Source organism: Haloflavibacter putidus, from assembly GCF_006546625.1.
In the GTDB taxonomy this organism is placed as follows: Bacteria; Bacteroidota; Bacteroidia; order Flavobacteriales; family Flavobacteriaceae; genus Mesonia; species Mesonia putida.
In genome coordinates this window covers 312,387-324,582 of the sequence record NZ_VIAR01000003.1, presented here as the reverse complement: position 1 = coordinate 324,582, position 12,196 = coordinate 312,387, and the positions used below count along the sequence as shown (strand labels likewise).

At 35.9% G+C, this 12,196-nt stretch carries 11 protein-coding genes and 1 tRNA gene; all 12 read right to left on the bottom strand.

Annotation, left to right across the window (positions count from 1 at the left end):
* Positions 1-124: 124 nt before the first annotated feature.
* Complete coding sequence (locus FKR84_RS05045; RefSeq protein WP_141421200.1) at positions 125-415, bottom strand: hypothetical protein; 291 nt, start codon at positions 413-415, stop codon at positions 125-127.
* 148 nt (positions 416-563) lie between these two features.
* Positions 564-1,490 (bottom strand): retropepsin-like aspartic protease, encoded by a 927-nt coding sequence (locus FKR84_RS05040; protein WP_141421199.1) that lies wholly within the window; start codon positions 1,488-1,490, stop codon positions 564-566.
* 339 nt (positions 1,491-1,829) lie between these two features.
* Complete coding sequence (locus FKR84_RS05035; protein WP_141421198.1) at positions 1,830-2,414, bottom strand: CHAP domain-containing protein; 585 nt, start codon at positions 2,412-2,414, stop codon at positions 1,830-1,832.
* A 157-nt stretch (positions 2,415-2,571) separates the two neighbouring features.
* Entirely contained in the window at positions 2,572-3,231 is a 660-nt protein-coding gene (locus tag FKR84_RS05030; RefSeq protein ID WP_141421197.1) for an AbiU2 domain-containing protein, read from the bottom strand.
* A 366-nt stretch (positions 3,232-3,597) separates the two neighbouring features.
* Positions 3,598-3,671, bottom strand: a tRNA-Arg gene (locus FKR84_RS05025).
* Positions 3,672-3,742: 71 nt separating this feature from the next.
* A complete protein-coding gene (locus FKR84_RS05020) occupies positions 3,743-4,192 on the bottom strand; it encodes a GatB/YqeY domain-containing protein (RefSeq protein WP_141421196.1) in 450 nt (149 codons plus the stop codon).
* A gap of 184 nt (positions 4,193-4,376) precedes the next feature.
* Positions 4,377-6,365 (bottom strand): cell division protein FtsZ, encoded by a 1,989-nt coding sequence (ftsZ, locus tag FKR84_RS05015; protein ID WP_141421195.1) that lies wholly within the window; start codon positions 6,363-6,365, stop codon positions 4,377-4,379.
* Positions 6,366-6,410: 45 nt separating this feature from the next.
* Positions 6,411-7,793, bottom strand: a complete 1,383-nt coding sequence (ftsA, locus tag FKR84_RS05010) for a cell division protein FtsA (protein ID WP_141421194.1) — start codon at positions 7,791-7,793, stop codon at positions 6,411-6,413.
* A gap of 9 nt (positions 7,794-7,802) precedes the next feature.
* Positions 7,803-8,519, bottom strand: a complete 717-nt coding sequence (locus tag FKR84_RS05005; protein ID WP_141421193.1) for a cell division protein FtsQ/DivIB — start codon at positions 8,517-8,519, stop codon at positions 7,803-7,805.
* Positions 8,509-9,861 (bottom strand): UDP-N-acetylmuramate--L-alanine ligase, encoded by a 1,353-nt coding sequence (gene murC, locus FKR84_RS05000; protein ID WP_141421192.1) that lies wholly within the window; start codon positions 9,859-9,861, stop codon positions 8,509-8,511. The genes FKR84_RS05005 and murC overlap by 11 nt, the downstream gene beginning before the upstream one ends.
* Positions 9,862-10,962, bottom strand: coding sequence for an undecaprenyldiphospho-muramoylpentapeptide beta-N-acetylglucosaminyltransferase (murG, locus tag FKR84_RS04995; protein WP_141421191.1), 1,101 nt, complete (start codon positions 10,960-10,962; stop codon positions 9,862-9,864).
* Positions 10,959-12,194: an FtsW/RodA/SpoVE family cell cycle protein gene (locus FKR84_RS04990; RefSeq protein ID WP_141421190.1), complete on the bottom strand. Its 1,236-nt coding sequence runs from the start codon at positions 12,192-12,194 to the stop codon at positions 10,959-10,961. The genes murG and FKR84_RS04990 overlap by 4 nt, the downstream gene beginning before the upstream one ends.
* Positions 12,195-12,196: the final 2 nt, after the last annotated feature.

Genomic DNA, 12,196 nt, shown 5'->3' with positions numbered 1-12,196 from the left:
CCTCACGACGCACTAGAAAAAATGTCCCCGGTAGCATATGCAAAAAAATATTCTTCTGGGGCTAGCCCCAGAAGAATAAAAAATAATAACTTTATCGAAGTTTTAGAAAAATGAACAGTTCTAATTAGGGGAAGCTTACACAATTGGCAGTTTGCGTAGGCTCTATAAACTTCATAATAGACAAAATATCTGCTTGTGGATTATTATAAAAAACAGAATCGTTAATTGCTAAATCATAAGCTTTCGAAGAAACAAGGCCTGTGAGCCAAATAGTGTCGTTAACAGAAAACGAAGCTTGCGGTGTTGCCTGTACGTTATAATTGTTGAATACCAGCGTGCTTTCCAACTCATCGTCGCATTGAAAAGCCATTAAAAGCGGCGCTACAACTATAATTTTTAATAGATTTTTGAACATGTTTTTTTAAGAGATGCAAAGATTTATAAAAGGTTGCTTTAATAAGTGCTGACGCAAAAAATTGGGAATTTTTTAAACTTACCAAAATATACGAATTAGAACTTTTTAGAAAGTTATTATACGTAGGCTTTTGTGTTGGCATTTTATTTTAGTTGTTTTCTATCAATTTTATTTTTTTGCTATTCCAATTTATAATAACTCGATAATTTCTAAAAAAATTTAAACCAAATCTCTTTTCTAAATATTGCTCTGAATACACCTTTACATTTTCGAGCGTAGAATTTCCGAATTCTATTTCATTAATTATACCGGTGTAAGACTCTCTCGTGGTATTTTGTTTGCCATAAACTCCAATAACGCCTTGCGTATTAGATTTTTTGAAATCTGTAATTTGTCCGTTTTCTGTTTGCTTTTTAAATTCGGAAAATGGTATAACTATGCCTCCATCATAGCCTAAATCTACAGCAAAATTCCAGACTTTTTTTCCGTTTATTTTAGCGGCAATAGAGGGTATTCCCGCAACGCCAATAAATAGTTTATTCTCAATTACTTGTTCAGGTAAATTTAAGTTTGCCTCATCATCTGTTATAGTAATTTGTTGTTTGTTAAAGTCAATATCCCAAACGGCGTGTTGCATTAGATTTGCCCCTATAAATCCGTCAACATCTAAAGAAGCCCAAATAGGTGTAGCGTTAAAATCATTTATTAAAGCTGTTGTACCAACAAAATCTATTGCACCAACACCAATAGTATCTATTCTTACATATTTATTTATTTGCTTCTTGTTGTAAACATCTGCAGCATCAACAGAGTCAATAACTTTCATATTTAAACTTTCAGCAAGTTCTTTTGTTACAAGATTGGGTGATCCTGAGTCTAAAAGAAATTTATAAGTATTGTTTTTTAATTCTACCGGTATAATTATCCATCCCTTTTCTATGTTAAAAGGAAAAGTAGCTTTAAAGCTTTCTTGCGATGTTTCTCCTTTTTTAAAATGTTTAAAAGCTTTACTATTTGCACAGCTATTTAATATAAGCAAGGCCAGGAAACAAACAATTACTTTTGCTATTCTCATAATTTTCAATTTTTTCTTAAAAAAAGTCGTCTTTGATTAAACTCATTTTTACAAATCTATTTTAGGTTTGTTACGTTAGGTTATTGAATAGACAATAAAAAATTTCAGATGTTGCACGCGGGTCTCGGCTATGCGTAGTTGCGGGTAAATAAGCTTAAAGCATTCTAGCTATATACTAACTTTTGTAAACCTATAATTTCGTATGTGTATATTGCTTGTTATCTAAAAACACGCGCAATTTATTGGGTTGAAAACTAAAAATAGCAAATTTTGATAGAACACGGATTAAAAATTTCATTAGCAATACGCTATATGCGGTGTTGTAAATAATACTTTTCCTTATTTCCTTAACCAACCTAAAATCCGGTCATTTTTTATTTTCCATTCTCCGTTTTCATTTATCAAGGCATATGTTTCTCTTGATTTTCCGAATGGTCCAGGATTTTGTTGAATAATCCCAATTTCGTTTTCGGTTACTTTTGATACTATAGAAACGTGTCCATATTTATTCAGAGTAGTTCCCGAGTAAATTATTAAATCATTTATTTTCGGTCTGGATTTACTTGGATTTGTATACTGCTTTAAATTGCGCTGTTTGTTTAATTTTCCATCATTGATTTGTGAATTAAAAAAATCTTTCGCGTTTCCATAACTGTCAGGCATTTTGTGATTAAGTTCCTCGTAATAATATCGTTTTACGAATTCCACACATTGATATTTCAGTCCAAGATTATAACCATCTTCTGCTAACGCACGTCCGTCCACATTTCCAACTCCGCCATTATAATAAACAGCAACTCCATTCAGACTATCAATTTTTTGTCCGATTTCATAATTCGGATTCAGATTGATTTTTTTAGATAGGAAAAACCCAACAACGAGTAAAATCAGGACTCCGAGTATTAGTAAAAACCGTTTTTTCAATTCGTTCGTAGTGTTTTTTGGTATTATTTACAATGTGTTTATATATAGTTTGTTGCGTAGTTTAAGCGAGTAAGTTAGCAAATAAATACCGACCAAGAAAGTCCGTGAGGGTTTTTCGTAAGTGGGCTCTAACTAGCAATAAATTTTATACGGTGTTCTACGCAGGCTTTTTCCCTAATGTTATGTCTCTGACCATTTGTAATTTTCCTAAATCTTGGCTTTTTTTTAATTCGGTCAGAAGTATTTCGTTGATTCGTTTATATTTTAATAATGAAATAATTTCATACGGTTCTTTAGTCAAAATCGAAAACATATACTGTTGGTTTAATAAGGAAAGACTTACTTCAATAAATATTTCTTGAACTATCGAAAGTGTTTCCCAGCATTTTTTCAAAGTCACATTATATTCCAAGTCAAATTTTTTCTTGTCATTATGAGCGTAATGTTTATCTCTCAAATTTTTAAAACTTTCTAAATGTTCAAAGTTTAGATTTTCAATTCTGAGAATCAGTTCATTTATTCTATCGGCTTTTAATTCTCTTTTCCATTCTATTCTCTTTCGATTTGATTGAATGTAATTTAGAGTTTTTAATAAACTAAAATGTTCATTTGGTTTGAGTAATTTACAAATATCAATTACAAATAGTTTAATTGAATTTCTATAAATTCGGTAGAAAAAAGCTGATTTTTCTACAACTTCACTAAAATATTCTGTTTCCTTATTCGATATAAATTTAATGTCGGTTTTCAGTCTTTCAAGCTCAATTAGAGTGTCTCGAGTTTCGTTCAACTTATTTTCGAGAATTTTTGTTTCCATATGAGTGATTTCAGCTTGCGTAGAACTTCTTTTTTCAGACGAAAAAGCATTTATCTAAAAATTAACGTATAAATGCTTAAAAAGGTACGGTTATAAAATCGCAAGAAGCAGGATTGCTGCGCATCCTGACAAGGCTCCGCCTTGAAAATAGAAACACCCTAGCCAAAAATTTAAACCAACAAGTTGGTGCAAATCCTGACAAAAGAATTATTCGCAAACGAGTTGCGAACGGAGAAAAATCCACAAGATCATTTCACGAAACAGGATTGCTACGCATCCTGACAAGGCTCCGCCTTGAAAATAGAAACACCCAAACTACAAATTCAAGTGAACTTGATTTGTAGTTTGGGTGTTTCTATTTATTCGTGACCCCGGCAGGATTCAAACCTGCAACCCTCAGAGCCGAAATCTGATGCGCTATTCAGTTGCGCCACGGAGCCTTTATTGCGCGGCAAATATATAAAAATATTCTTTACCAAAGCGCAAGTCTTAACGGCAAATTGCCCTAAACTTAGTTAGATAATTTTTTTCTTACAATGGTAGAAATAGTTTTACCGTCTGCCTTACCAGCCAATTCTTTACTGGCAATACCCATAACTTTTCCCATATCTTGCATGCCGCTTGCTTCGGTTTGCTGTATGATTTTTTCTACTTTCTCTTCTATCTCTGCTTCGCTAAGTTGCTCCGGTAAAAATTGCGCAATAACTTCTGCTTGCTCTTCTTCCGGCTTGGCCAAATCTTCGCGGTTTTGTTCGCGATAAATTTGCGCGCTATCTTTGCGTTGTTTTACTAACTTTTGAACAAGTTTAAGCTCATCTGCCTCGGTTAATTCTTTAGCACCACTTTCTGTTTTCGCCTTTAAAATCTCGCCCTTTACGGCACGTAATGCTTCTAAAGCCTGGGTGTTTTTGCTACGCATTGCAGCTTTCATTTGGGTCATTACTTCACTCTCTAAACTCATCCTAAATTGATTTTAATAATAAGAACAAAGGTACTTATTCTAATCGAAAAATCCGAAGTTAAAATACTTAACCCCGGATTTTTTCGCTACTAATCACTAACAATCACTACTTAATAAACTAAATTTTTCTAGTTGTTACTTAACAATTAAAATTCATCTTTTTTAAAAGAACTTTATTCACATTCTAATCTACATTATCGTGTAAAAAGGAATTATTACTGCGTAAATTAATCTCGTTGTCCTCGTTGTTTATACTAGTACGCGATAATTTTTCGTTGTTATTATTTTGATTTTCCTCCAGATTAATCCCTGCTCTTTTATAGGCAGGTTGTTTTTCTATCTCGTCTATATTATTATTGTTTCTAAACTTGTAATTAAAATTTTTCATGCGTTTTCTACGCTCTGCAGCCCTGGCAATTAAATCTTCAGAAATAGGGCTATTAAAAGGGTCTGGCTCTTCTGCAGCTTTTTCTTCTGTTTCTACCGGTTGCTCTTTTGCCTTTTTACGATAGGTTTCAAAGGTGTTTTCAGCCTTGTTTTCTGGTTGCTTATTTTCTGGTTTTGGCTGTTGCGGAGCTTTTGCATTTTGCATTTTCTCTTCCAAATCCATATAGTCTTCTAAACTGTATCGTTTTGCACCAGTAGAATCTTCTGCGTTAGAAGAACGTGGCGGGTTTTGACTTTGCGGATGTTTTTGCGTCCGCTCTTCCTGCTTTTCGTCTTCCAAATTGTAAACCACCTTCTCTTCGGTTTCGTTTTCCGGGGTTTCTTCTTTTGGCTCTTCTTCCTTTAAAGGGAAATTAAACGTAAATAAATCTTGCTCTGTCTCTTTATCGTCTTCGGCTTTAATTTCTTCCATTTCTTCTACTTCCACCTCATTAAGCTTGTCTGTAGAATCTATGATTACAAAATCTTCTTCGTTATATACAATTTCTTCATAATCTACTTCTAATTCTTTAATAAGTTCTGAAGTAGGTATGGTTTGCATAGAAGCTTTTTCTTCCCCGGAAGGGTTATTTTCTTCTTCCTCCAAATTATGAACAATTTTTTTCTCTTGCTCCGGTTCAGGCTTTTGGGCAGCTGGTTTAAAGGTTTTTCTGCTTCCCTTTAGACTTAAATCTTGGGTTGCTTTTTGCTCATCTTCTAAAGTGTGAATTATTTTTTTTTCCTCTGTATTAACAATCACATTTTGTTGCTCTACATCAAAGCCTGTGGCAATTACGGTTACCGAAATAGACTCGTCTAGCGTTTCATCTTCGCCAACTCCCATAATAATATTGGCACTGTTACCCGCTTCTTCCTGAATATGGTCGTTTATTTCTCCTATTTCGTCTAAAGTAATCTCGTTAGAGCCCGAAACTATAAGCAGCAATACGTTTTGTGCTCCGGTAATTTTGTTATCGTTTAATAAAGGCGAGTCTAAAGCTTTCATAATGGCTTCTTGTGAGCGATTGCTACCCGAAGCTATCGCAGAGCCCATTATGGCCGTTCCGCTGTTACTCAATACTGTTTTTGCATCGCGCAAGTCAATATTTTGCGTGTAGTGATGCGTAATTACTTCTGCAATTCCGCGAGAAGCGGTTGCTAATACCTCGTCTGCTTTAGAGAAGCCGGCTTTAAACCCAAGATTACCGTATACTTCGCGCAGTTTGTTGTTGTTAATTACGATTAGAGAATCTACATTTTCGCGCAGCTTTTCTACTCCTTTTTGAGCTTGTGCGTTTCTGGTGCGACCTTCAAACTGAAACGGACTGGTAACTATACCTACCGTAAGAATATCCATATCTTTAGCTTGCTTGGCTATTATGGGAGCGGCTCCGGTTCCTGTACCACCACCCATTCCTGCGGTGATAAAAACCATTTTTGTGTTGGTATCGAGCATATCTTTTAGCTCGTCAAAACTTTCTAAAGCAGCTTGCTCGCCAATTTGCGGATTTGCGCCCGCGCCCAAACCTTCGGTAAGATTTACACCTAATTGTATTTTTATTGGTACCGGACTGTTTTCTAAAGATTGTGAATCTGTGTTACAAACCACAAAGTCTACTCCGTTTATACCTTGTTTAAACATGTGGTTAATAGCATTGGTGCCTCCGCCGCCAACACCAATTACCTTTATGACGTTGGACTGATTTTTGGGAAGGTCGAATGAAATGTCGAATTCTGTGCTGCTCATAATTCTATTTTTTTCGGGTTAATGTGTTTTCTTTTTCTTATTTTTTTATTCTGCGTTGTCTAAAAAGTCTTTGAAATTGTCAAACCATTTTTCAAAAATGCTTTGTCTTTTCTCTTTTTTTGGCTCGGGCGCTTGCGGATCTTCTTGCAGGCTTTCTTCTTGGTTTACTTCTTGATCGAAATCTTTTTGCAAACTATCTGCTTCTTGTTGCTTGCTCTGAGCTTTTTCTTCTTCGGGTTCTAATTCTTGCTCTTCTTCTTGTTTTTCTATCTTCTCTATGCTGTTTAAAACCAAACCTACCGCGGTAGCATATAATGGCGAAGTTGTCTCGCCATCACTGTCGCCAGCCAAATGCTCGTTAGGATAACCTATTCTGGTATCCATTCCGGTAATATATTCTACCAGTTGTTTTAAATGTTTTAATTGCGAACCGCCGCCTGTAATTACAATGCCGGCAATTAGTTTTTTCTTTTGCTCTTCGTGGCCGTAATTTTTAATTTCTAAAAACAACTGCTCTATAATTTCTACTACTCTAAAATGAATTATTTTAGAAAGGTTTTTTAAAGTAATTTCTTTGGGTTCGCGTCCGCGCAAACCGGGAATAGAAACAATCTCGTTGTCTTTGTTTTCGCCCGGCCAAGCAGAACCGAATTTTACCTTTAGCAATTCGGCTTGTTTTTCTATAATAGAACAGCCTTCTTTTATGTCTTCGGTAATCACATTTCCCCCGAAAGGGATAACTGCGGTGTGCCGAATAATACCGTCTTTAAAAATGGCCAAATCTGTGGTGCCACCACCAATATCTACCAAAGCCACGCCGGCTTCTTTTTCTTCTTGACTTAACACGGCATTGGCAGAAGCCAAAGGTTGTAAAGTAACGCCAGAAAGCTCTAAACCGGAACTTTTTATACACCTACCAATATTTCTGATAGACGAAATTTGACCTACTACCACGTGAAAATTGGCTTCTAACCTGCCGCCGTACATTCCTATAGGTTCGGTAATTTCTGACTGCCCGTCTACTTTATATTCTTGCGGCAAAACGTGAATAATTTCTTCGCCGGGAAGCATTACCAGTTTATGCACTTGGTTGCACAGGGTTTGTATGTCTTTTTCGTCTATAACCTCGTCTGAGTTGGTGCGGGTTATATAATCGCTATGTTGCAAACTGCGTATGTGCTGGCCGGCAATACCAACCACTACATCGTTAATTTTAAAACCCGAGTTTGTTTCTGCTTCTTGTACAGCTTGCTGAATAGATTGTATGGTTTGGGTAATATTGTTTACCACGCCACGATGCACGCCCAAACTTTTGGAACGCCCAATGCCTAATATCTCCATTTTGCCGTATTCGTTTTTACGGCCAATCATTGCCACAATTTTTGTGGTACCTATATCCAATCCTACTGCAATATCTTTATCTCCCATTGTTATACCCTATTTTTTTGTACACACTACTTGATTTTCAAACTGCAAATTAACGCTTTTGTAAGCGTTTAATTTTTGGTCTTGGTGCGCTTTTTTATAAAAGGCTTTAAAGTTTTTTATTTTCTTATTAAAGTTTGTGGTCTTGCCTAAATAAACTTCAAAATCTAGGTTTCTTAAACTCAGTTTATAATCGCCAGAACTTAAGCGTTGTATGGCAATAATGTGCTTTTTTAAAAAGTTGTCTTTAGTAATTTGGGTTACCAAAGGAAAAACTTCTTCCAAATTCTTTTCGGAAATTCCTGAAATTAAAGGAACGCGCGCCGAGTAATTATCTGATAACGGCATTTTTTTTCCGTCACTATCTATATAAAAAGCATTTTTATCAAATATCCTGGCAATTGGTTGACGTTGTGTAATTATTGCTCCCAAACTACCATCTACATTCATATACACATCGGCGTCTGCTATCATTTTATTTTCGTCTAAACGCTTTTCTAATACACTCAAATCTAAGCTTTCTTTGGTTTGCTTCTCTAAGCTGTCTTTACTAACTATCAACAACTTATTAACCGCTGTTTCAGCGATATAAAGGTTTTCTCCGTTGGTAAATTGTACGGCTACCTTATCTACTTTTCGTCCGCTATTGCGCTTGGCAGAAAAGCTGTACAAAAATACCAGCACTGCCAATAATGCAAAAGCTTTTATGTAATTCCAATTAACTTTCATGCTTTAACGCGCTTTTAATTTCTTCTGCCTTTTCTCCTATATTTCCTGCACCAAGCAAGACAATTACGTCTGTGTTGGTGCTTTTTAACACTTTTGTTAAATCTGCCATTTCTACTATGCTTTTTGCCGAATTATCTATTTGCTGCAACAAAGCTTTAGCGTTTATACCGGCGATTGGTTTTTCTCTTGCCGGATAAATTGGTAATAAAATAATTTGATCAAAAACTGCAAGACTCTGGGCAAATTCTTTTAAAAAATCTTTGGTCCTGCTATATAAATGTGGTTGAAAAACCGCCGTTACCTTTTTTTGCGGATGCATTTCTTGTATGGCTTGCCACACTGCATCTATTTCTTTTGGGTGATGCGCATAATCTTCTATCAATACTGTGGGCGATTTTAAATGATAGGTAAAACGTCTGTCTACTCCTTTAAAAGTAGCAAGCGCGTCTTTTATTTTTTCAGGATTTTGGCCTTCGTTTAAAGCTAAGGCCATAGCCATAGCAGCGTTCTTTAAATTATGCTTTCCGGGTAACGAAAATTTACAGTCTTTTATAGAAATATCTGGTGTTTTAAAATCGAATAGATACGAACCTTCTTCAATACGCAAGTTGTTAATTTTGAAATCTGCTGTTTCTTCTACAGCTATTGTTTTTCCGTTAAACGGAAGGGATTTTACCTGAAATAAAGCTTTATTACTGTCTACTTTCCCTACAAAATCGCGGAAGGTTTTAAGCAACTCTTCTTTGGTTTTATAAATATCTAAATGGTCTGCATCTACAGAAGTAATACCAATAACGTTGGGCGAAAGCTGTAAAAACGAACGATCAAACTCGTCTGCCTCTACTACAATAGCCTGGTTACCATCTGCAATAAAATTGGTTTTATAATTCTCGCTAATACCGCCCAAAAAAGCGGTAAGTTTAACTCCGCACTGTTTCAAAATATGTGCTAAGATGGCAGTAGTAGTTGTTTTACCATGTGTACCTGCTACTGCAATTGTGTGAAAACCTTTTGTAACCATTCCTAGAACTTCTGCACGCTTTTTTACTACAAAGTTATTTTGTGTAAAAAATTGGTACAATTGGTTTTCTCTAGAAACAGCCGGAGTATAAACCACCATTGTGTCTTTTGCGTCTGTAAACTTTTTTGGTAGTTGATTTTTATCGTCAGAAAAATTAATTGAAATTCCTTCTTCTTGCAACTGCTGCGTAATCTGGGAAGCTGTAGCATCATAACCGCCAACATTTTTACCATTGCGTTTGCAATACCGGGCAAGGGCGCTCATTCCTATGCCGCCAATGCCAATAAAGTAAAAATTATGTATGTTGCTTATGCTATTCACCTACTTCTCGTTTTTTATTAGTTTTTCTATTTCGTTTACAATTGCATCTGTTGCTTTGGGCTTGGCCAAAGCTTGTATGTTCTTTGACAATTCTTTTTGTCTGCTTTTATCGTTTAATAAGTCTTCAAACTCTATTTGAAAATGTGCTTCCAAATCTGCTTCTTTCAATAAAATTGCTGCGTCTTTTTCTGCTATAGAAGCCGCATTTTTGGTTTGATGATCTTCTGCCACGTTTGGCGACGGTATAAATAACACCGGTTTACCTACAATACATAATTCGCTTACGGCTCCCGCGCCGGCTCGAGAAATAATAATATCTGCGGCGGCATAAGCCAGATCCATTCGGTTTAAAAATTTGTGCACCTGCATAAAATCGTTAGCCGAATAGTTTTTGTATTCTTCGTAATACAACTTGCCGCATTGCCAGATAACTTCTATATTTTTTTCTTTAAGGAATGAGATGTTCTCCTCTATTAATTGATTAATACGTTTGGCGCCCAAACTTCCGCCAACAATCAATAAAGTTGTTTTTTCTTTTATAAGTTTGAAGTGCCGAATAGCTTCTTCTTTTTTGCTGTCAATTTCCAATAAATCTAACCGCACCGGATTCCCCGTAAGGGTAATTTTATCTTTAGGGAAATAACGCTCCATATTTTCATAAGCCACACAAATTTTTGCTGCTTTTGCGGCCAGCCATTTGTTGGTTATCCCGGCATACGAATTTTGTTCTTGCAAAACACAGGGAATATTTTTTTGCGTAGCGGCTTTTAATAAAGGTCCGCTGGCGAAACCTCCCGTACCAATTACCACATCTGGTTTAAAGTTTTGTAAAATGCGATGTGCTTTAACTAAACTGCTTATTAATTTTATAGGAAAAAGAAGATTTGAAAGGTTTATTTTGCGTTGTATACCAGAAATCCAAAGACCTTTTATTGGATAGCCAGTTTGTGGCACTTTTTCCATTTCCATTTTATCTTTTGCACCAACAAAGAGGATTTCTGCTTGCGGATGTCTTTTTTTAAGCGCATCTGCAATAGCTATAGCCGGGAAAATATGTCCGCCGGTGCCACCTCCTGATAATATGAATTTTAACTTTCTCATATTGCCTCGCTTAAAATATCTAACGGATTATCGTTTTCGTCTTCGTTAAGCTGCTTTTCTTCTTTTTCTTCTTGTAATTTTATTTCTTCGCGCTTGGCGCTTACGCTTTGTACAATTCCTAAAGCCAGACAAGTCATCCAGATAGAAGACCCACCACTACTTATAAGCGGTAAAGTTTGCCCGGTAACGGGAAACAATTCTACGGTTACTGCCATATTTATTAAAGCCTGAAAAATAACCGGCAAACCTACGCCTATTACCAATAGTTTTCCAAAAACAGTGTTAGCTTTTGTAGAAACAATTACCAATCTAAATAAGATAAACAGGTATGCTCCCATAACGAAAAAACCGCCAATAAGTCCCATTTCTTCTACTATAATAGCATAAATGAAATCTGACGAAGATTGGGGCAAAAAGTTTCTTTGAATGCTTTTGCCTACTCCTTCGCCGGCAACGCCGCCTCGTGCAATAGCAATTTTTGCGCGTTCTATTTGATAATCTGCTTCTGTATCTTTATTATCTGCGAAGTTTTCTATTCGGTTTACCCAAGTATCTACCCTGTTGGGGAAAAGTCCCGGAAAAGCTTTTGCACTTAGCATAAACAAGCTTAAAACAATAACGCCGGTTAGCATAATTATGCCAATGTATTTTAAAGGATATCCGCCAAGAAAAACTAGCACCATAACCATAGCAAACAAAATTGCTGTAGTAGAAAAGTTGGCTGGTAAAATGAGTATTAAAATAATTCCTACAGGAACCCAAAGCGGTAAAATAGTTTCTTTAAAACTTACTTTCTTATGGTGTATTTTAGAAAGATAGCGCGCAACATATACCATTAACACCACAGAGGCCAGAGTAGAAGTTTGAAAAGTTTTATTGATTATTGGAATACGAATCCACCGGCTGGCATTAGCGCCATCTATGGTCGTGCCTTGCGCCAAGGTATAAATTAATAAAAGAACCACTACCGGAAAGAGCAAAATAGACAACCCCCTAAAATAATGGTACGGAATTTTATGCGCTACATAAAAAATAACAAAGCCTAAGAATAAATGTACAAAATGCGATACTAAGTATTGAAAAGTACTGCCATCACCATATAAATAGGCCAAGTTACTACTGGCGCTATACACCGGTATAAACGAGAATATAGCCAATAGGGCTGCGATGGCCCAAATAGCTTTATCACCTTTTAAGTAAGAAAAAATATTTTTTGATGGTGTCTCTTTCAAAA

Coding starts and splice junctions, on each gene's coding strand:
- FKR84_RS05005 (WP_141421193.1), bottom strand. CDS start 8,519: ATGAAAGTTAATTGGAATTACATAAAAGCTTTTGCATTATTGGCAGTG.
- FKR84_RS05020 (WP_141421196.1), bottom strand. CDS start 4,192: ATGAGTTTAGAGAGTGAAGTAATGACCCAAATGAAAGCTGCAATGCGT.
- FKR84_RS05045 (WP_141421200.1), bottom strand. CDS start 415: ATGTTCAAAAATCTATTAAAAATTATAGTTGTAGCGCCGCTTTTAATG.
- murG (WP_141421191.1), bottom strand. CDS start 10,962: ATGAGAAAGTTAAAATTCATATTATCAGGAGGTGGCACCGGCGGACAT.
- FKR84_RS05040 (WP_141421199.1), bottom strand. CDS start 1,490: ATGAGAATAGCAAAAGTAATTGTTTGTTTCCTGGCCTTGCTTATATTA.
- ftsZ (WP_141421195.1), bottom strand. CDS start 6,365: ATGAGCAGCACAGAATTCGACATTTCATTCGACCTTCCCAAAAATCAG.
- ftsA (WP_141421194.1), bottom strand. CDS start 7,793: ATGGGAGATAAAGATATTGCAGTAGGATTGGATATAGGTACCACAAAA.
- FKR84_RS05030 (WP_141421197.1), bottom strand. CDS start 3,231: ATGGAAACAAAAATTCTCGAAAATAAGTTGAACGAAACTCGAGACACT.